Genomic DNA, 21,020 nt, shown 5'->3' on the forward strand with positions numbered 1-21,020 from the left:
AAATCACTCCCCCTTTTCAAATCTGACACGTATTGCATTGGCGTGTGCCGACAGACCTTCCGACTCTGCAAAAAGTATCACATCATCCTTAACGTTGGAGAGAGCCTTTCTCGAATATGATATAAGGCTGGTCTTCTTAATAAATTCACCTACATTAAGAGGTGAGAAAAACCTTGCCGTGCCGCTTGTAGGCAAAACATGGTTAGGCCCTGCAAAATAGTCTCCAAGGGGTTCGGAAGCATAGTTCCCAAGGAAAATTGCACCTGCGTTCTTTATCTCCCCAACCATTCCAAAGGGTTCTTCCACGCATAGTTCCAGATGCTCGGGAGCTATTTGGTTAACCAATTCAATTGCTTTCTCCATATCATTTACTATAACAATGGCACCATAATCGTCAATTGATTTATTAATTATTTCTTTTCTGCCAAGGTAGGCTGTCTGCCTTTCAACCTCGTTTTTCACTTCATAAGCAAGCTTTTCCGAGTCAGTAACCAAAACCGAGGCGGAAAGCACGTCATGTTCTGCTTGTGACAAAAGGTCTGCAGCAACAAATTTGGCATTGGCAGTTTTATCTGCAACAACCATTATTTCACTGGGTCCTGCAAACATATCAATGTCACAGTAACCGTATACCAGCCTCTTAGCGGTATTTACATATATATTGCCTGGCCCGGTAACCTTGTCAACCTTTGGAATACTCTCAGTACCAAAAGCCAGAGCAGCTATGGCCTGAGCCCCCCCCATTTTGTATATCTCATCTGCACCTGCTTCATTTGCAGCAACCAATATAACAGGATTGATTTTCCCATCCTTGCCGGGAGGAGTCGCCATTACTATCTTTTCTACTCCAGCAACCTTTGCAGGTATCACATTCATTAAAACCGATGAGGGCAGCGGAGCAGTCCCTCCAGGTACATAAACTCCCACAATTTCCAACGGTCTTAATATCTGTCCCAGTATCACTCCGTCCTTTTCTGTGGAAAACCAGGATTTCTCCTTCTGCTTTACATGATACTCCTCAATGTTGGCTTTAGCCCTTCTGATAACCTCTATAAGCTCATTATCCACGTTATTGTAGGCATCATCCAGTTCCTCTTTGGTTACCCTCATGTTTTCAGCTGTTAAATAAACCTTGTCAAACATTTTTGTATATTCAAAAACCGCAGCATTTCCCTTATTTCTAACATTTGATACGATTTCTTCAACTCGCTGCAGCACAACACTTTCGTCCAATTGGCTTCTATCCAAAAGTTTTTTCAATAAATCCTTATCATCTTCTTTTCTGGAGTCAATAATTCTTATCAAAGCCCTCACCTCTTTTCAAGCTGGTTACTTATTCCATCAATTATGCTGTTTATTCTTTCGCTTTCCATCTTCATGCTTACCCTGTTTACAACCATTCTGGCACTAATATCCGCTATGGTATCCAACACAACCAGACCGTTCTCCTTTAGAGTCCTGCCGCTTTCCACCAGGTCTACTATAACTTCGGCAAGCCCTACCAATGGTGCTAATTCAACAGATCCGTTTAGCTTTATTACCTCAATGGATTCCTTGCGTTTATGTTCAAAGTAGTCCCTTGCAATTCTAGGATATTTTGTTGCAACCCTCTTATTGTTTAGCTCATCCAATTTCCCCTGCAGCTCTGCAGGTCCGGCTACAGCCATTTTACAAGCTGCAAACCCAAGATTTAAAACCTCATATAGATGTCGTCCTTCCTCCATAAGAGTATCCTTACCTACTATACCTAAATCTGCTGCTCCGTATTCAACATATGTAGGAACATCACTTGGTTTTGCAAGGAAAATTTTATCTTGTTTTTTTCATCACATAAAATAAGCTTCCTTGAAGAGCCTTTGAGCTCTGAACAATCAATCCCTATCTTTTCAAAAAGTTCAATGGATAACTCGGTAAGCCTCCCTTTTGAAAGGGCTATAGTCAAGTACCTCATAATAAAACCATCCCTTCACTCTATCTTTTTAATCAATTATCGCTGCTTGTAATGGCTAAGAAATAACATCCGATTCTCATCGCCCAAAACCCCGTTAAACCGTCGGGATTTTGTTCTCGAGAATACGAAGTTATTTCTAAGGCATTCCTCAGTAATGACTCAATCATGCCTTATCAGCTCCGCAAATGTAACCTTTGAAGCTTCTCCAGTCTCTAAATTATGAATTTCTATGTTTTCATCATCCTTAATCAAAATAATGCCGCCAATTTTCTTGCTTGCAGCATAACCTTTCAGCTGTTCTACACCCTGGCATGCCACATCGATTTCAACAGCAAGGCCTTGCCTTCTCAATTCTTGAGCCACTTTAAACGCTGCCTTTCTTCCTTCATTCATGTAGCATACCAATGTGTCAATCTTAGGCTTCTCAGTATCTATCTTCTGCCTGTCAAGAGCTATCATAATCATGTTTACTCCAAGAGAAAAACCTATTGCAGGTGTACTTTTTCCAAATTTACCAACCAGGCTGTCATACCTTCCACCGCTTAATATAGGAAACCCTGCTCCGTAAGTAAATCCCCTGAATATAATACCTGTATAGTAATTAAGGCTTCTTACCATTCCCAGATCAACAGAAACATATTTACTGTAACCATAGTCATCAAGAATTTGAAGAACCTTTCTCAAATTATTCAGTGCATTTAAAGACCTCTTGTTTAATGTAATCTTCTCAACCTTTTCAATTACATCAATTGATCCAAACAATCTTGGCAGACTGAAAATAAGTTCTTTAAGATCTTCTTTGATATCCTGTCCCTTAACCAGTTCTTCTACACCAAGAAAATCCTTTCTATCAATAAGTACTCGCATTTGCTCAATGTCATTATCGGCTATCCCGGCTTCTTCCATCAGTCCTTTAAAAAACTCCACCTGGCCTATATCTATCTGGAAGCTTTCAAGCCCCATAGCCTTTACGGCAGTTATAGCTGTTGCAATAACCTCTGCATCTGCTTCAGGGGTATTAACACCCACCATCTCAATACCCGCCTGGGTAAACTCCTTCTGCTTTCCGCCGCCAAGTTCGTTATAATTGAATGTATTGCCTATGTATGAATACCTTACAGGCACCGAAATATCCTTGCACTTTGTAGCCGATATCCTTGCAACAGGTATTGTCATTTCAGGCCTTAGTACAAGAATCCTTCCCTGCTGGTCAAAAAACTTAAACATATTTTCCTGCGGAGTCATGTCAGAATCTTCTGAAAACACATCATAGAATTCAAATGTAGGAGTTTCTATCTCCTGGTATCCGGAACTTCTAAATATGCTTCTAAGCTTTACTTCTAGATTTCTTTTAAGATAACACTCATTAAAAAGTATATCCTGGACCCCTTCCGGAGTGTAAATTTTCCATTTACTCATATCATCGCCCTCACTTTAACACTTTAATTCGCTAAAGCACTAAATTAACGAATTACTGAAATTATAATCTGTAAAGACTCATTTGTCAATATGAAAAAACCAATTTTTTCTTTTATTTTATTCATCAAAATGCTAAAATAAGCTTACAATAAATACTTGAAATAATGTATATTTTGAAATGCTAAGTAAAATCAAATACCTTATAGAATCAATATGTTATATAAAACCAAAAAGGAGAATTATTCATGAGTTATAAGGCAGTACTTTTTGACCTGGATGGTACATTACTTGATACCATAAAAGACATTTCACAATCCATGAATTATGCTATGCAAAAAAACGGTCTTCCTGTTTATGCGATAGAAGAATACAAGTACCTTGTAGGCGAAGGTGTATACAACCTTGCAAAAAAAGCTCTTCCTGAGCATTTGCAGAATGAGGAAACCATAAACTGCATTGTTGCTCAAATGAAGGAGCATTATGAAAAACATTGGGCTGATAATACTGTTCTCTATGAAGGCATTCCCGAACTACTGAATTATCTTACTTCAAAAGGATATAAGCTATCAATATTATCAAATAAACCCCATTCTTTCACACAAAAAATAGCTGATAAACTACTGGATAAGTGGCAATTTGATGTTATATTCGGAGAGCGCAAGCCAATACCTATTAAGCCTGATCCTGCCAGTGCCTTGGAAATAGCATCAATTATGGGCGTCAATCCACAGGACTTTTTGTATCTAGGTGACACATCTGTTGATATGTACACAGCAAACAATGCAGGTATGTATGCAGTGGGTGTGACATGGGGATTCAGAAAAAAAGATGAGCTGTTAAAAAGCGGTGCCAAGCTGATAATTAATCATCCTATGAAACTAAGTCAAATTTGTTAAGACCTGATTGAGGTATTACTTACCATTTTGAACGTGTGCTTACAAGTTAAGTTAACTTAGAAAGCGAAATTATACGGGAAGTGATTTTTTCAACATACCTAAACTTTTGCCTTCATAATCGAAGAAAAAATTTCTACAAGCTCTGGATCAAAATGCTGGCCGGCACACCTTTCCAGCTCTTCTAAAGCCTCATCAGCACTCATAGCACTACAATATGGACGCTCTGAAATCATTGCATCAAAGGAATCTGCAATACAAAGAATTCTTGCTCCCAAGCTGATATGACTGCCGTATAAACCCGATGGATAACCAGTGCCATTGTATTTCTCATGGTGATGCTTAACAAAGTCAACCAATTGATCTATATCTGCCAGAGACTCAAGAATATTTGCACTATATACAGGATGCATTTTAACAAGTTCAAATTCTTCACAAGTCAAGCTGCTGGATTTGTTAAGTACTGTCTTGGGGATTTCTATTTTCCCAATATCATGCAGAAGCCCTGCATATTGCAGAATAGAGATTTCATTAAGGCCCAGGTTTAATGCTTCTCCAAGCATTACCGCATATGTAGAAACCCTCTCGGAGTGTCCAAGTGTATATGTATCCTTTGCTGAAATTGTGCTTAAAAGTGTCTTGAATACACCAATAAGATGCTGGTGGTCTTTGCTTATACCTTTCCTTATCCTGGAGATAACATCCTGATAAAAATGTATCTTATTCTTTCCCAGGTTCTTGGAATGATAAAGTGCCATATCTGCCTGATTCATAAGTTCATCCCTGTTAGTTGCCAAATCAGGATATTGAGATATTCCCATTGATAAAGATATCTGACTTCCAATACCATCAGTATAGCAAAAATGTCTTTGCGACTCAAACTCTCTTCTGATGTTATCAGCTACTCTGGTTGTATTAAACTGATCTGAATTTGGTAAAAGCACTGCGAACTCATCTCCGCCATATCTGAATACCAAGTTCTCGCTGCCGGCAGCAACCTTTATGAGGGAAGCTGTTGATTTCAGCACTTCATCTCCCATTTCATGACCATAGATATCATTATATTTTTTAAAATTGTCAACATCAATCAATATTAATCCAAGGCTTTTTCTCTTTTTTTTGCTTTTTTCCAATTCATTAAAAATGCTTGCATTAAAATACCTTTGATTATATACATCAGTCAAATCATCAGTAATTGCCAGTCTCCTAAGATCTCTTTTCTGCAGCTCTTGTTTATTTGACAAAAGTGCCACAATTATCATTGATATAATAGTTAGAATTTTTGATACCACACCTGCAACTAAACTTAAATTAGGTTCGTATATTAACCTGCTAACTATAAAAGCAGCCTGAACTACCTCAAATGATACAACTATTGCAAAACCGAAAAATCTAAATCTATAAGCCGCATATAGAGCTAAAAAACCTTGAATTTGTCCTATAATAGTATATAACTCAGTAGGTATCATATTCTGAGCAAAAAAAACCATAAACGTTATGTAATACAGTAAAATCATGGTGAATTCCGTAATTTTAAATATATTACCAAGATATTCATCACCAATATATCTTATGAAATTCAAAAATCTGTCCATTCTATGCATATATGCACCCCAGCATTAAACATTAATTACTCTAATACAACTTACGCTATAAATTTCCATCTTTTCAATAATCATTTTACATTTTTAATTATTGCAAATGCAGACGATTCAACTGCATTTGCCAATGTAAATCTTTTTCGTAACATATATAATTCAAAAAAGTCCTTTATCAATATTAACATTTTAAAGCAATTTCCGATAGCCTTTTTTGTAATCTTATCAGATAATCTTTTTACATTAAATCTATAAATACACTATAATTTCCCACGACAATAAAAAAAGCCTAAATGCTTTTAGCATAAGGCTTGTAAATAACTGTAATAATCTTCATAATAACACGTTTAAGTTTATTGAAAAGCCGGAGCAAATACATGCCTCCGGCTTATGGAGGACACCGATCTGAAATTAATTACTTTCCTTCAGTTCACTGTTAAGACTTGCTGCCCTTGCTAAGGCTGCACAAGCAAATCCTAAAAACCCCCCTACCAATAAACCTCCTAAAAACATGTAAACGATCACCCTTTCAAAAAATTTTAATAATATATTAGCGATTCCCATTAATTAAAATCGATTAGATTTAACGATTCTAATAATGACAGCAGATATAAAATCGCTTTATGCCCTGTATATCTTCCCTGATCGAATCCTATGGATTTTATTGATTTTCCTAAGATGCCACAATGAAAGTGATTAAAATCCTGAACACAATCCGTTAAGACTACTGCTGCTTATGGGCTTTTTATCTTACTGCACGAATGAAAAATTACTTCCGCTTTCTACAGCGGTGTTGACGAGTTAAGTCAACACATGAGCGAAATTTATAGTGGAAGTTATTTTTTGATCATGACTAAATATATAAAATATAAATTAAAATCATAATATAATCTAGCTATAACCATGTTTTAAAATAGCAAATCTGTATAGTACTGGTATAATTTTAACCAATTTCATTATAACATTATTAATTTCTTATATCTAGTCTATTTATAGTATATTTTGGTTTATTATGCCTAATTAGTTATAGCTTCCTTCCAGTTACACAAAAATACTATAATTTTCAATTCTGAAGATAATTGTACGCAAGTATAAATGCATCGGCTCGGGTCAAAGACCTTTGAGGGTTAAAGTAACCATTTGAACCCTTTATAATATTTAGCCCATCTGCAATTACAACATAGCCTATAAGGTTTTTATTAATTTTATTTTTGTCCTTGTAATTGCAGTTATAAATTCCTTTTATATCTGCAACCTTATCATATTTTAACATCCTTATAATAAATTTGACACTATCTTCTCTCGTAACCTGTGAATCAGGTGCCTTCTCCGATTCCTTCACAATTCCTTCCCTGATCATGACCTTGTACATCTCATCAATTTGCTTGCTATCTTTTGTAGAAAGCATATTAATACCATATCCAAAATTCATGATGCTTGATAAAATCTTGATAAAGTCCTTTTGCACTATCTTGCTGTCAGGTTTGAACTCACTTTCATCAAAGGCAATGCCATACTCAGCCAGTATTTTTATATACTTTTCAGCATAATGCCCCTTTATATCTTTATACTCATATTTATTCGGCCCCTTATAAGGTTTGCCATCCTCTCCAAGCATTTCTCCAGTATTAGCATCAAATGTTGAAGGCTTTTCATAATTCAAAGTATATACAAGCTTTATTTCCTGTTTATCATTGCCTAGTTCCGGAAATTTCATCAAGTATTCCTGTGGATAGCTTTGTTTGTACTGAAGCTGCAATCCAACATCATTGAACAGCTTAGAGTATACTTTATCTATTGGTATAACCTTATCCAGAGACGGGAATTCTACTTTGTCCCAATTCATATTGTAGCTTACTATTTTTCCTGTAACAGCATCAAACCGAAGAGACATATAATTTGATAGAAATATTGCACCATTTACTTTTCTAACATAGTTAAAGCGAAATTCGCTTTGAATACCTGCCAATAAAGCAATTTTCTCATCTTGATTGGAACGTTCGTCAAGCTCAATTTCTTTAAACTTGTCAGGCTCAATTTCCTTTATAAATTTCTCCACTGCTGCTTTAGCTGTTTCCTTGTCATATTTGGCTTTTTCATTGTCCCTATTGCTGAAATTCATCCAAAAATCCCTGATCTCTCCGGTGTTCGCATCTATACTTACGTTTACAGAGTCCTTATACAATTTATCCTTAGCATCTTTTACAAAATTCAGTCTCCATATCAGGCCTTCATTATCACTGTAATCCTTCCCTATGGTAGCATCCAATAACTTATACTCATCAGTTATACCTAATGCCTTAATAGACCTTAGCTTTTTCTCTGTCTCTTCCTTAGATATAATCTTTGAAACGCTCTCAATTGCTTGTGCTTCTTCAGGGGTAAGAGAAACTTGATCCATTGCACCCTTTTCATTCAGCCCCCCTATTGAACTAAAGCTCATTTCATAGCCGCCATAATAAGGCGAATTATCAAAAAGTACCTCTACCTTTTCACCTGTTATTGCATCTATATAATATAAAGGTCTTTTTGGCGAATACACTGGATATATTCTCTTTTTTCCATCCTCCATTATAAGATTATAGTATAGGTCCAATCCCAGCTTCTCAATATAAGCCTTTTGAGCCTCCTCTTTCGAAATCAGCTTTTCAGTGGAAGGAAACACTGCGTCTTCAGACCATACAGCACTATAAGAAAGAACTTCACCAGTATCTGAATTTACAGATGCGTTTATGTAATTTGCTGGAAATAATATGCCATTTACTATTCTTGTGTAATTAAAGCTGTATGTGATATCCATTAAACTCCTGTTCATATTCTCTAAATACCTCACCTGGGAGAAGTACTCGGAAGAAACCTTCTTTATAAATGCATCTGCTTTTGCTTTTGCATCCTGTTTGCTTAACTTTGGAAGCTTTTGAGTCCTTTGGCCTAATGTAGGCTTCATGTTATTGTACCTGATTATGTTGCCCTTTTCATCCACAGTGACACTTATGGCACTGCCTCCTTCTTTTGTACTCCAATCCATTGACCACACTTTTTTATTTCTCTCAGTTCCATTACTAAAATTAAAAACCTTATAATCAGCTGGAATATCTATTTTGCTCTTTACCAGCTTTACAGCATTCTCCAAACCACTGTCCACACCGGCAAAAGCATTCACATAAAAAAGTACAGATAAAACCATGATTACTGATAATAATATTGATATTTTTCTTTTCACTTTGATACACCCTTTCTTATTGTTTTTTATTTGTTAGACTTAATATTTATGATATTAGTTCCATTTTTAAGCAAATTTAAAGAAACTTTTATAAATATTTTAAAGAAAACTTTCTAAAAAAATAAAAGGCAAAGATTCAGTTTCTTTGCCTTTTATTTTTTATCTAAATTTACACCTAAACAATTTTGGTGGTCCAATTTTCCACGTTCCAAACATCTGTTATAAAGTCCTCATAAAACTCAGGTTCATGGCTTACCAGAAGTATTGTACCTTTAAAATCCTTGAGTGCATTCTTAAGTTCACTCTTTGCAGCTACATCAAGGTGGTTTGTAGGTTCATCCAGCACAAGCCAGTTAATATCCTTAAGCATAAGCTTGCAAAGCCTTACCTTTGCACTTTCACCACCGCTTAGCACCATCATCTGGCTGGTAATGTGTTCGTTGGTCAGCCCGCATTTGGCCAAGGCCCTCTTACTTCTGCATTTGACATGCCGGGATAATCCTTCCACACTTCTTCTAAAGCCGTCCTTGTATTGCCATATTCCGACTCCTGCTCAAAATAGCCAGGGTATAAATAGTCATCCAGCTTAACACCTCCGGATACAGGAGGTAAAATACCTAAAAGGGTCTTTAATAATGTTGTTTTTCCAAGGCCGTTCACGCCCTTTATCGCAACCTTTTTGCCCCTCTCCAGTATAACGTTAAGAGGTTTGGTAAGAGGTTCATCATAACCTATAACAAGATCATTTGCCTGGAAAACGTATCTGCCTGGACTCCTTGCCTCTCTGAACTTAAATGTAGGCTTGATCTTTTCAATATCTTTTTCTATGATATCCATCTTATCCAGTCTCTTTTGGCGGCTCCTCGCCAAAGTAGCTGTAGCTGCCCTGGCTTTGTTTCTTGCAACAAAATCCTCCAGGCGTTCAATTTCCTTTTGCTGCTTCTCATAAGCAATTTGGTTTTGCTGCTTTTTCAACTGGTACATCTGCTGGAATTGGTCATAGTTACCTGAATACCTTGTAAGGACAGCATTTTCCACATGGTAAATGACATTCACAACCTCATTTAAAAACGGTATATCATGGGAAACCAGAATAAAACTGTTCTCATAATTCTTAAGGTAATTTTTAAGCCAGTATATATGGTTTTCATCAAGAAAGTTGGTAGGCTCGTCCAAAATCATTATCATAGGGTTTTGGAGCAGCAGCTTTGTAAGAAGAACCTTTGACCTCTGCCCTCCGCTCAAATTGGTGACATCCTTGTCAAGGCCGATTTCTCCTAATCCCAAGCCGTTTGCAACTTCCTCGATCTTGACATCTATCATATAAAACCCGCCGTGCTCCAACTCACTTTGAATCTCGCCCACATCTTCCATCATGGCATTTAATTCATCGGGAGATGCTTCAGCCATTTTTTCATAAATCTCAAGCATTTCCTTCTCTAAATCATACATATGCTGAAATGCTTCCTGCAGAACCTCTCTTATAGTCTTTCCTTTGGTAAGCACCATATGCTGATCAAGATAACCGGTTGTAATTCTGTTGCACCACTCAACTTTTCCTTCATCCGGAATCTGCTTGCCTGTTATAATATTAAGAAAGGTGGTCTTGCCTTCTCCATTAGCTCCAACAAGACCTACATGCTCTCCCTTCAATAAACGGAATGATGCATTCTCCAGTATTTTTCTGGCACCAAAACCGTGATTCACATTTTCAACATTTAAAATGCTCATAAGACTCCCTTATCCTTTATTCATACATGCTCTTTCTCAGAGCTGCTATCTCTTCACTTTCCAAATATTCATCATAAGTCATCTGTCTGTCTATGAGGCCTTTAGGAGTAATTTCCATTATCCTGTTAGCTACAGTCTGAACAAATTGATGGTCGTGTGAAACAAACAGGATTGTTCCCTTATAGTTTATAAGTCCGTTGTTTAATGCGGTGATAGATTCCAAATCCAGATGGTTTGTAGGCTCATCGAGAATGAGAACATTTGCACCTGAAAGCATCATTTTTGCCAGCATGCAGCGTACCTTTTCACCTCCGGAGAGTACAGAAGCCTTCTTTAAAGCTTCTTCCCCAGAGAAAAGCATTCTTCCAAGCCAGCCCCTAAGGAATGTTTCTGTCTGATCCTTGGAATACTGCCTTAACCAGTCAACCAGTGAAAGGTCAACTCCATCAAAATATGATGAGTTATCCTTTGGAAAATATGCCTGGGAAGTGGTTATACCCCATTTGAATTCCCCGCTGTCCGCCTGTATTTCATCAGTCAAAATTTTAAACAAAGTAGTTTTTGCAAGTCCGTTAGGTCCTACAAATGCTATTTTATCACCCTTATTTACAATAAAGCTCATATCGTTTATAAGCTTTTCATCTTCAACAGTTTTACTTAATCCGGATACTAAAAGCAGATCGTTACCAGCTTCCCTGTCCGGCTTGAAATCCACAAAGGGGTATTTACGGGAAGACGGCTTTATGTCTTCAAGCGTCAGCTTATCAAGAAGCTTCTTACGTGATGTAGCCTGCTTGGACTTTGATGCATTTGCACTGAAGCGTTGGATAAACTCCTGCAAATCTTTAATCTTGGCCTCTACCTTTTTGTTTGCATCCCTTGCCTGTTGGAGTGCGAACTGGCTTGATTCATACCAGAAGTCGTAGTTTCCAACATACATCTGTATTTTGCCGAAATCTATATCAGCGATATGTGTACATACCTTATTTAGAAAATGTCTATCATGGGATACAACAATAACAGTATTTTCAAAGTTGTACAGGAAATTTTCCAGCCACGTGATTGACTCAATATCCAAATGGTTGGTAGGCTCATCCAGAAGAAGAACATGAGGATTTCCAAACAAGGCTTGAGCAAGAAGTACCCTGACCTTTTGGTTTCCGTCAATATCCTTCATTTTTTTGTAATGGAGTTCCTCTCCTATTCCAAGACCATTTAATAAAGTGGCAGCCTCAGACTCTGCTTCCCATCCATTAAGCTCTGCAAATTCTGCTTCCAGTTCCGAAATTTTGATTCCATCCTCTTCTGAAAACTCCGGCTTCGCATACAGGATTTCTTTTGCATCTATAATTTCACATAGTCTCTTATGTCCCATTATAACTGTCTTTAGCACATCAAATTCATCAAACTCATAATGATTCTGCTTTAAAACAGCCAGTCTTTCACCAGGGCTTATGATAACCTCACCCTTATTCGCTTCAATTTCTCCTGAAAGGATTTTTAAGAAAGTTGATTTACCCGAACCATTGGCACCAATAAGCCCGTAGCAATTACCAGCTGTAAATTTAATGTCAACATTTTCAAATAAGGCACGTCCTCCATACCTTAGAGATATGCCGCTTGCATGTATCATTTATTTTTTAACCTGCCTTCCTTTAAATTACGGCATATTATATGCATACCTCCGCATGGCAGAGGTATGCAATAATATACTCAATTTATATTATAAATTTTTATTTTTAACCTTATCTCTATAAACCCACAACTTGTAACCCAGATAATTTACCACCTGTGCTGTAGCAATTCCATAAAGACTGTTTATCCAATTTAAATTCTCGGTTGAAAATAGCATTGCTCCTAGGTTCTTTGCTCCAAGTGAAGCCAAATATGAGAGTATGTTAATAACAAAAAACTTTACCATCTTACCTTTGGATTTTTTAAAATCCGATTTGCTGTTAAATGTGAATATGCTGTTAAGGATATATGAATTTACCATTCCCGCAAAATAGCCTATTGAATAAGATACATTTCCGCCAACATTAAAAAGGCTGTTTAAACCTTCATCTACACACCATGTTATAAGTGAATTAAGTATACCTATAATGGAAAAACTTATAATCCTCTTTACTTCTTCCAGCAATCCTTTGTTAATAATATTCAACATTAACTACTCCATTATATATTAAAATTGATTAAAATCAATTATTCTTTTGTTATTGCCAAACCTCTATTAATTATAATAGCAATAGTTTAAAAAGTCAAAAAACTCTTTTCCAAGAGTTTTTTATATAATAACTGTAAAGGTCCATATATAAAATTTATTTATTTTTACCAAAATTGCTGTTGGAAACACCACAGTGAGGACAGTATCTATAATCATTTCTGACCTTTTTTCCACAGTCCTGGCATGGGCCTGACTTTGGCACAGCTCTTGTAACGATGAGATAAACAATTAGATTTGAGGGTACATTCAACAACCCGAATAATCCCCATAACCATTTATTATGTCCTCTTTTGGAAGCATCATTAAAAATCCATGCTCCCTGGGTAAAAAGCAAAATAAATAGAGGGATCAGCATCCAATAAGAAAATGACTCCTTCATTTTACATTCCCTCCTTTAATCTTCTTCCCCTAAAAAAGGCTATTAAGCTAAACGGTGCTAAAAAGAAGATCCCGATCTGTCCATAAAGCAGGTATTTCCCATATCCCTTATATGCAAGAACAAAAATGGCAGAGAATATTCCAATTGACATTACCAAAAAAAGCAGAAAATCAATTATCTTTCTCTTTTTTGCTGTCTTTTCATCTACAGAATTAAATGCATTCCTTATAAGAGAATCATCAATTGGTATATCCATATCTAAAAGTGCTAGTTGATCCCCAAGCCCTTCCATTTCATTTAGAAATTCACGGCAATTATTGCAGCTTTCAATGTGGGCCTTAATTTCATCATTAATTTCCGCTTCTCCATAATATATATCTATAAGAATATCCTCATATTCTTTACAGCATTTACTCATTAGAAATACCTCCGTCCAAAACCGATTTTAGCTTTTTTATTGAGTAGTGAATCCTTGACCTCACAGTCCCAATGGGGCAGTTCAGTATGCTTGCTATTTCCTCATAGCTGTAATTGTAATAGTGTTTTAGAATAAAGGCCTGCCTCATTTCTGTCGGAATAGATGCCAATGCCTTCTTTAAACCCATAAGCATTTCTCTTGTGAGCACAGCTTCCTCTACATCTTCACCTGCATCCAGGTTCACTATTTCATCTATATCTTCATGGTTTTGCCCTTTTTTCTTCATTGCATCCTTAAATAGGTTTGATGCAATGGAAACCAGCCAGGTAGAAAACTTGGATCCGCCCTTAAACTTATTTATATTGCCAATAGCTCTGGCCATGGTTTCCTGAGTCAAATCCCTTGTCAACTCTTCATTCATGGTTAGCTTTAAAAGATAACCATAGACCACCTTGTAATTGGCTTCCAAAAGATTTTTAAGAGCATTTCTGTCACCTGATTTAGCCAACTCAAGCAGTTCAGCCTCAAGCAATAATATTACCCCTTCCTCTTAAAAAGCATTAGGTATTAACAAATCATTAAAATATTATGGATTACTCCAAAACCCATAAAGAGTTATATGAGCTCAGTCCTTTTCAACTTCAATGCTGCAAGCAAATTAAGTACTATAATTGCCAAAAGGGTTATGGCTATGGAAATAATAGTATCAGATTGCAAGCTTGCGTTAAATGTATTGGCATCTCCCAGTATATATGTGGGAAAAAGCCTTTTAAAATTGAATAGCCCTTCTGCACCACGCATCAAAAATATTGTTACAAGTGACATAATTCCTGCAATGAAAGTCTTTTGGACCAAACTACTGTAAAAGCTAACAACACTCACAACAAACATGAAATACAACCCATAAAGTGCACCAGCCTTTAATGCCGGAATAATACCAAAGCTATTTCCAAATATTATGCCTGAATAATAGTACGATGTCAACATACCTGCCATAGAGACAATACCTGTGAATATTCCATATAGTAAGAACTTTCCTCCTACTATTCCATAAGCGTTACATCCCATTGAAACCGGTATTGTCAATGTTTTATTATTTTTTTCACCTGCAATCAATCCTGATAAAGCCAGTACTATAACAAAAGTGCTTATCTGAAAAAGGTCCTTTGTGTAATTGGCCATAGCTGTAAATTGATCAAACTTCATCTTACTGATATCGATCATTTCCATCTGGTTCTTTAAAATATGGGGCAAAAGCTTTAACATGGCGGGATCTGCTACTGCAAAAAACATTACGGCTGCAATTATAATTATAAACTTATGAGTCCTCACTGCCTCAATATACTCTTTTCTTAAAAATGCATTTAAACTTTTCATTTTATTTCGCCACCTTCATAAATATTTCCTCCAGGCTGTTCCTTCTTAAATTGATAGAAGTAACACACGTATTGGATTCTACTACTTCTCTAAGCAGATTTTTAGAATCTCTTTCAACATTTTTTATAGTTATACTAAACTTATTGTCATGAACATCAATCTTTTCCACATAATCCAGTTTAATAAGCCTGTCGGAAATATCTTTTTCAGGCTTTTTCAGAAACTCAATATCGTATACAGGCTGAATGTATTTACCTATAAGAGAATCAAGCTTATCTTCAACAACGATCTTTCCGTCATTTATTATCCCAACCCTGTCACAAACCCTCTCTATATCTTTTAAAATATGAGTGGATAAGAAAACTGTTTTTCCCTGGCTCTTTAGATCTTCAATAATATTTACCATATCCAGCCTGCCTTCAGGGTCAAGTGCAGAGGATGGCTCATCTAAAAGATATACAAAGGGATCATGATACATGGCTACAGCTAGACCAAGCCTCTGCTTCATTCCTCTGGAATAACCCCCAATAGGCCTTTTTGCCGCTTTTTCAAGTTTTACTCTTTCAAGGAGCTTTGCAGCTTTTTCTTTAATAATGTTACCTGCCTCCCCGCCTATCCTTCCAATAAACTCCAAATACTCCCATGCACTCATATAAGGGTAAAACTTGGGATCTTCAGGCAGGTAACCTATGTCTTTATTCCTAAGTCCCTTGCAAGAACTATCTCTTCCATTTATAATGCATTTTCCCTCCTGAAAATTGATAAGTCCTGCAAGTATATTCATTGTAGTGGATTTGCCAACCCCGTTATGTCCTATAAATCCGTATATTTCTCCTTTATTGACCTCTATATTGAGTCCCTTAAGGACCTTATGACCTTTGTATCTTTTATGAAGGTTTTCGATTTTAATCATTATCATCCCACCTCTTCCTTCCAGCCAGCAGATATGCAATGGATCCAATGGTTCCAGTTATCGCAATTATTATCCAAATTATTTTATTTAGATTTCTTGTTCCTTTTCTTAAAATGTCAATTAAACAATATACAAATAAGCCTTCCTGAAGCACAACCACCGGTATTAATAGTTTTATCATTTCTGCATTACTCATATCACCCATTTAAAATCACTCCTCTTTTTTATTTGTTAGTGTGACGATTGAGTAAAAAAATAGTTCAAATATTTTTTAAAAAATTTGAAATTATTTTTCACTATTATTAAAAGTGGTTAATCTCTTACATTTGTCTGTCGCAAATCCCGTTGAACCGTTCGTTATTTGCTCCGCCAAATGTAAGATTAATAACACTTTTAATATATAAAATTTATCTTGCACATCAATACACAAAATAATATAATTATATATACAAATTAATTTTTTAAAGCATAGAATAGTTATAATCATATTTATGAATATTTAGGCCACGAAGCCTCTTGATTGGCAAGTCTTATTTAGGACTACCAATTAGAGGCTTTTATTTATTTTAAAATGGAGGGAATCAAAATGTCACTTAAAATAGCTGTTTTCCTTAATGAAGAAAATAAAACAACTTCAGTTTTCAACCCAAGCATAGTCAAAGTTTTTCAAAAAAAAGAAGAGAAATGGATAACAGATAAACAATTTTGTATTTTTCTGGATATGAAAAAAGGTATTTCCGCTTTTAGAGAACAGCTTGTAACCTTTATAAATCTTATAAAGGATGTCAAGGTTGTAGTAGCCAGAGAGATTTCCGGAATACCTTACAACATTATGGACAAGGAAGGATTTGATATATGCGAAAACAATGAATTCTCAGAATCACTTTTAGAAAGTATTCTTGAAGCCAAAAATACTGATATAGCATGCTGCTGTATTGATAATACTGAAGATATTGATACCGCACCTGTTGAAAATAAAATTTCTGGAAATTACTTTTTTGATCTCCAAAAGCTTTTAGCCAAAAAAACGTCACTGACTTCTAAACAGGCACTTCTTCCATTTCTTAAAACTACAACTTTTCATGAGTTGGAAGTTATATGCAGCCATGTTCCTCCATGGTTTGAGGTAGAATTTAAGAAGCTTAATCTAAATCATGAAGTAATAAAGCTTTCGGAAAACAAATATAAAGTAATAATAGCCAAAAAAACCTGCAATGAATAGAGGTGATAGTTGTGAAGATGTCATTAACCACAAAGTATGGTATATTAAATGGGCTTTCAAGATGTGAATTTTATGACTGCGGAAGCATAAGAGAATGTACTCTGAATTCATTTAATCAAATACCCACAAATTACGGTGTTTTATTAGCACAGTACGATGATAGCAACCCCAGAAAAAAGTTTACAAAATCCATGTCCTTTTATGAAAGCGGAGCACTAAAAACCATTGCTCTAGAGGAGCAAACCCTGATAAGAACCCCTGCAGGTACTTTTACTGCTGAACTTATAAGTTTCTATGAAAGCGGAGCCATAAAACGTTTATTTCCTTTAAACGGAAAGATAACAGGATATTGGAGTGAGGATGATGAGTATAAAATGGCCTCTGAACTCACTCTGAAAATAGGTAATGAAACAATAAAAACAAAGGCCATATCTATCTATTTCTATGAGTCAGGTGCAATTAAAGGTCTGACATTGTGGCCTCAAGATCGGTTAAAAGTTTCAATTCCATCAGGTAAAACAATATATGCACGAATAGGCAGCACATTCTATAGTGATGGATCAATAAAGTCATTAGAACCTTATATTCCCGTTGGTGTAGATACACCAATCGGCAAACTAGAAGCATTTAACGCATCTGCAATTGGTATAAACGGAGATACAAATTCGCTAAGATTTGACACCAGCGGCAAAGTCATACACCTTATGACATCAACCGATAAAATTACAGTAACTGTCCCAAGTGGAACTGATACATCTTACCAACCAAGACTTGTTCCAAACCCTTTAATTCCGGATAAAAAGGAGATTAGTCCATTAACTGTTGAATTTAAAGGAAACCAAGTAATTTTCAATAATAGTGCAAGATATGATATAGATAAGCATTCCTTCGAGGTTAGTCCCAGCTTTTTTACAGATTATGCAAGTAGCTGCGGAGACTGTGGTTCATGTAAAGCTTATAGCTCATGCACTTTACCATAACATATAAACAACCATATAAACAGATCATTAAAAGCTTGATTTTAAGCCATTTAAGTCATGATCAAAAAATTACTTCCGCTATAAATTTGGCACAGCGGAAGTAATTTTTCATTCATCCCTTAGTAAGTTACACCTGTAAAAGCATCAAAACTTCAGGGTCTTCAAATCAAGCCCTTTTATTAATACCTTAATGCCTTAATCATCTGTAGACTTGTTAAAATTATTTGCAGCAATCATTATGTCCTTAAGATTTATACATCCGTCATTATCCAAATCACACGCTTTATCAGCACTCTCATTGTCTACCTGCTTTGCAAACCTTTTTACAAATTCCATTATATCTGCTAAATTTATAATTCCATCCTTTATAATTTCACCGCCATACATTATAATAGGTCCATTATTAACACTTAGCCTTATATCGTCAGATACAACGACATTTTTAATTTTTCTTATCAAATAACCATCCTTGCTTATAACAAAAGTGTAGCTTTTTGAATTGTCAGGAGCCATTGGAATCACAAAATTTCCTTGAGAGTTAGTGAAAGTGCTTATTTCCGTTCCTTCTATCTCAACCTTAAAATCTCTTAAAACATTATAGCTGCTAGCCTCAAAGTTTGTATTTATTGTTCCCGTCACTTTCTTACTTATATCTTTTAAGAACATGTTCAGGTTTACCAATTCTCCTGGTGTTAGATGTACTTTCACTTTTTCTGACTTTATGTACTCATGCTCAAATGATTTTATTTCCATATAATAATCTCCCTCTGGAAATCCACCAAGGTTAAATGTTCCAGCAGTCTGGCATAGACTTTTTTCAACCCTTCCATCTACATTTTTTAAGCTAACATCGATAAAGTAATTTTCTTCAACTGTCAGCACCATTCCATCGGTATTATAGACACATACTCTAATTTGAGGTTTTGAAAGGTTAATATCCTTTACAGCTATACCACTTTTTTCATCAAGTCTAATTCTAGTTTCCACACTGTCAGTATAAGGTGAATAAAAGACATCATTATTTATTGCCTTCAATATATAATCACCCGTTGGAACTCCACCTATTCTATAACTGCCGTCTCTATTTACCGATACCTTATTTTGCAGTTTATGAGGTGCTTCAGTAGATCTTAATTCCACCTCAATTCCAGCCACATTATCTCCAAGACTTTTTCCATCCGGACTTAATACCTTCCCTTCCAGCATTGGGCTTGTATATACCAAATCCTGAACTACAGTTTTATCAGGGGATAAGTGAACTACTACAGGCTCTGATGCAGCATATGGATTATCATCTCCCATAGGTATCAGCCTGCATATATAATCCCCTTCATCCGGAAGAAGTCCAAAGTTGTAATATCCCTCCATTCCTCCGGTTTGATACTGCCCGAAAGTATTTTCCCCAACCTTGTCAAAATAGATAAGTGAATAAGCATATCCCTCAGGCTTATATAATGTACCGTCAGGTTTAAGTATTCTTCCTGTGGCATTAGCTCTCCCAAGGGAAATGTCTTTAGTTACCTTGTTCCCTTTTTGGAAATCTATATTAATTATTTCTGAGTACAAATATTTACAATCTCCACGGGCAATTGCTTTTAAATAATATTCACCAGAAGGCAATCCCCCTCCAAAATTAAAACATCCATCATTTGATACGGTTATAAGTCTGCGAAAATCCTGATTAGCGGTGCATCCAAGTTCAACGTCTACATATGTCTCCTTAAAGATTTCCAAAGGTGTACCTTCTTTAGTTAAAACTCTGCCGGATATTTCAGGATAAGACAATTTTAAATCCTTATTGTATTTTTGCCCCGAAGTAACCTGTATTGGATCTGGCAGTGAATTGACATATGGAATATTTTTACCCTCTATCAATACTACAAGCTCATATTCCCCACTGGCTAATTCATATGCTAATTCATATGTACCGTCTTCATTTACTGGCACCTGTGTTAAGCCATATTCAGAGTTGGAATTGAAGTACTTTAGTCTAACACCTAAATATGTTCCTTCTTGCATTTCAAACGACATTCCATCAGGCTTTAGAATTCTGCCTGATATTATTGTCTGTTCCGAGATTTGATTCTCCTCAGCATAAGCATTCTGAGTAATACCCAATAATCCTGTCAAAAAAACAAATACAACAACAGCAATAAGTGTCTTTCTCATAGCGTTTACCCCCTAAATATTTTTAAACTTGTAATACTTTGTTAACACTTTAAGTGTATATCATTTTGGTCGATTTGTACAGTATGTATTACTCTTTTATATTTATAATTATAATATGTTGAGTAAGCGAAATTTTTATGGAAGTATTCATCAGAAAATATAAATAAATCAAGACAATTAATGGACTGAAATGGATACAATCTGATAAAATTGAAATATGAAGATGCCGATATAGAACAATGCATGATCGCTAGGGGCGGATTAGTGATTCACGAAGCAAGGTCTCTGGGAAAGAGCATTAAGTATGCCGCCCACACCGCACCGGCTAAGTGCAAGCACCCGACTTGGGTTCACTGGGCACTGAAAGTGCCGACGATGAAGAAGGACTATGTAGGTCCAGTTCACCCAGCGTCTTAAGCCATTGCGGCGTTGTTCAAGCCGACGAAAGATGACGCACTAGACCGCACGTCCTGCACGGGATTTATTTGGGTTTACTTTTTAGTTATAATAAAACAGCCATTTA

At 36.0% G+C, this 21,020-nt stretch carries 16 protein-coding genes and 2 pseudogenes; 3 read left to right on the top strand and 15 right to left on the bottom strand.

The features are described 5' to 3' along the window. Positions 1-3: 3 nt before the first annotated feature. The 3 genes and pseudogenes from hisD to hisZ form a co-directional block, all read right to left on the bottom strand. Positions 4-1,305, bottom strand: a complete 1,302-nt coding sequence (hisD, locus tag Bccel_RS19485; protein ID WP_036936286.1) for a histidinol dehydrogenase — start codon at positions 1,303-1,305, stop codon at positions 4-6. A 5-nt stretch (positions 1,306-1,310) separates the two neighbouring features. After that, positions 1,311-1,951, bottom strand: a pseudogene (gene hisG / locus Bccel_RS29125) (ATP phosphoribosyltransferase). 159 nt (positions 1,952-2,110) lie between these two features. Beyond that, entirely contained in the window at positions 2,111-3,370 is a 1,260-nt protein-coding gene (hisZ, locus tag Bccel_RS19500) for an ATP phosphoribosyltransferase regulatory subunit (protein ID WP_036936281.1), read from the bottom strand. Positions 3,371-3,615: 245 nt separating this feature from the next. Here hisZ and Bccel_RS19505 point away from each other — a divergent pair, with 245 nt between their 5' ends. Next, a complete protein-coding gene (locus Bccel_RS19505; protein WP_036936279.1) occupies positions 3,616-4,266 on the top strand; it encodes an HAD family hydrolase in 651 nt (216 codons plus the stop codon). Between the two features lie 98 nt (positions 4,267-4,364). On the opposite strand, the gene Bccel_RS19510 is transcribed toward Bccel_RS19505, so the two are convergent. From Bccel_RS19510 to Bccel_RS19560, 11 genes and pseudogenes are all read right to left on the bottom strand, one after another. Next, positions 4,365-5,867 (bottom strand): bifunctional diguanylate cyclase/phosphohydrolase, encoded by a 1,503-nt coding sequence (locus tag Bccel_RS19510; protein WP_152966050.1) that lies wholly within the window; start codon positions 5,865-5,867, stop codon positions 4,365-4,367. A 1,057-nt stretch (positions 5,868-6,924) separates the two neighbouring features. Next, complete coding sequence (locus tag Bccel_RS19515) at positions 6,925-9,084, bottom strand: YcdB/YcdC domain-containing protein (RefSeq protein WP_036936277.1); 2,160 nt, start codon at positions 9,082-9,084, stop codon at positions 6,925-6,927. Between the two features lie 175 nt (positions 9,085-9,259). Further along, a pseudogene (locus Bccel_RS19520) lies at positions 9,260-10,815 on the bottom strand (ABC-F family ATP-binding cassette domain-containing protein). Positions 10,816-10,831: 16 nt separating this feature from the next. Then, on the bottom strand, positions 10,832-12,448 hold the full coding sequence (locus tag Bccel_RS19525; RefSeq protein ID WP_036936272.1) for an ABC-F family ATP-binding cassette domain-containing protein: 1,617 nt from the start codon (positions 12,446-12,448) through the stop codon (positions 10,832-10,834). 90 nt (positions 12,449-12,538) lie between these two features. Further along, the gene (locus Bccel_RS19530) at positions 12,539-12,979 is read right to left on the bottom strand and encodes a GtrA family protein (protein ID WP_036936269.1); all 441 of its coding nucleotides are present in this window, start codon (positions 12,977-12,979) and stop codon (positions 12,539-12,541) included. Positions 12,980-13,133: 154 nt separating this feature from the next. Then, on the bottom strand, positions 13,134-13,418 hold the full coding sequence (locus Bccel_RS19535) for a zinc ribbon domain-containing protein (RefSeq protein WP_050753652.1): 285 nt from the start codon (positions 13,416-13,418) through the stop codon (positions 13,134-13,136). Position 13,419: 1 nt separating this feature from the next. Beyond that, positions 13,420-13,836, bottom strand: coding sequence for an anti-sigma factor (locus Bccel_RS19540; protein WP_036936265.1), 417 nt, complete (start codon positions 13,834-13,836; stop codon positions 13,420-13,422). Continuing rightward, positions 13,829-14,368: a sigma-70 family RNA polymerase sigma factor gene (locus Bccel_RS19545; RefSeq protein ID WP_036936262.1), complete on the bottom strand. Its 540-nt coding sequence runs from the start codon at positions 14,366-14,368 to the stop codon at positions 13,829-13,831. The genes Bccel_RS19540 and Bccel_RS19545 overlap by 8 nt, the downstream gene beginning before the upstream one ends. An 83-nt stretch (positions 14,369-14,451) precedes the next feature. Beyond that, the gene (locus tag Bccel_RS19550; RefSeq protein ID WP_036936259.1) at positions 14,452-15,213 is read right to left on the bottom strand and encodes a hypothetical protein; all 762 of its coding nucleotides are present in this window, start codon (positions 15,211-15,213) and stop codon (positions 14,452-14,454) included. Between the two features lies 1 nt (position 15,214). Then, a complete protein-coding gene (locus Bccel_RS19555) occupies positions 15,215-16,126 on the bottom strand; it encodes an ABC transporter ATP-binding protein (RefSeq protein ID WP_050753653.1) in 912 nt (303 codons plus the stop codon). Continuing rightward, entirely contained in the window at positions 16,119-16,331 is a 213-nt protein-coding gene (locus Bccel_RS19560; RefSeq protein ID WP_036936253.1) for a PLDc N-terminal domain-containing protein, read from the bottom strand. The genes Bccel_RS19555 and Bccel_RS19560 overlap by 8 nt, the downstream gene beginning before the upstream one ends. A 381-nt stretch (positions 16,332-16,712) precedes the next feature. Between Bccel_RS19560 and anfO the strand changes: the two genes are divergently transcribed. Further along, positions 16,713-17,348, top strand: a complete 636-nt coding sequence (gene anfO / locus Bccel_RS19565) for a Fe-only nitrogenase accessory protein AnfO (RefSeq protein ID WP_036936250.1) — start codon at positions 16,713-16,715, stop codon at positions 17,346-17,348. 11 nt (positions 17,349-17,359) lie between these two features. Continuing rightward, entirely contained in the window at positions 17,360-18,328 is a 969-nt protein-coding gene (locus tag Bccel_RS19570) for a hypothetical protein (protein ID WP_050753654.1), read from the top strand. Positions 18,329-18,523: 195 nt separating this feature from the next. Here Bccel_RS19570 and Bccel_RS19575 read toward each other — a convergent pair whose 3' ends face one another. Continuing rightward, positions 18,524-20,497 carry a hypothetical protein gene (locus Bccel_RS19575; RefSeq protein ID WP_036936247.1) on the bottom strand — a complete coding sequence of 658 codons (1,974 nt, stop codon included), beginning with the start codon at positions 20,495-20,497 and terminating at the stop codon, positions 18,524-18,526. Positions 20,498-21,020 lie beyond the last annotated feature (523 nt).

Source organism: Pseudobacteroides cellulosolvens ATCC 35603 = DSM 2933 (genome assembly GCF_001262605.1).
Taxonomy (GTDB): domain Bacteria; phylum Bacillota; class Clostridia; order Acetivibrionales; family DSM-2933; genus Pseudobacteroides; species Pseudobacteroides cellulosolvens.

What these genes read in the sequence shown, in the direction of transcription:
- Bccel_RS19525 (WP_036936272.1), bottom strand. Translation starts at nt 12,448, where the DNA reads ATGATACATGCAAGCGGCATATCTCTAAGGTATGGAGGACGTGCCTTA.
- Bccel_RS19550 (WP_036936259.1), bottom strand. Translation starts at nt 15,213, where the DNA reads ATGAAAAGTTTAAATGCATTTTTAAGAAAAGAGTATATTGAGGCAGTG.
- anfO (WP_036936250.1), top strand. Translation starts at nt 16,713, where the DNA reads ATGTCACTTAAAATAGCTGTTTTCCTTAATGAAGAAAATAAAACAACT.
- Bccel_RS19510 (WP_152966050.1), bottom strand. Translation starts at nt 5,867, where the DNA reads ATGCATAGAATGGACAGATTTTTGAATTTCATAAGATATATTGGTGAT.
- Bccel_RS19540 (WP_036936265.1), bottom strand. Translation starts at nt 13,836, where the DNA reads ATGAGTAAATGCTGTAAAGAATATGAGGATATTCTTATAGATATATAT.
- Bccel_RS19530 (WP_036936269.1), bottom strand. Translation starts at nt 12,979, where the DNA reads ATGTTGAATATTATTAACAAAGGATTGCTGGAAGAAGTAAAGAGGATT.
- Bccel_RS19555 (WP_050753653.1), bottom strand. Translation starts at nt 16,126, where the DNA reads ATGATTAAAATCGAAAACCTTCATAAAAGATACAAAGGTCATAAGGTC.
- Bccel_RS19535 (WP_050753652.1), bottom strand. Translation starts at nt 13,418, where the DNA reads ATGAAGGAGTCATTTTCTTATTGGATGCTGATCCCTCTATTTATTTTG.
- hisZ (WP_036936281.1), bottom strand. Translation starts at nt 3,370, where the DNA reads ATGAGTAAATGGAAAATTTACACTCCGGAAGGGGTCCAGGATATACTT.
- Bccel_RS19575 (WP_036936247.1), bottom strand. Translation starts at nt 20,497, where the DNA reads ATGAGAAAGACACTTATTGCTGTTGTTGTATTTGTTTTTTTGACAGGA.
- Bccel_RS19505 (WP_036936279.1), top strand. Translation starts at nt 3,616, where the DNA reads ATGAGTTATAAGGCAGTACTTTTTGACCTGGATGGTACATTACTTGAT.
- Bccel_RS19560 (WP_036936253.1), bottom strand. Translation starts at nt 16,331, where the DNA reads ATGGGTGATATGAGTAATGCAGAAATGATAAAACTATTAATACCGGTG.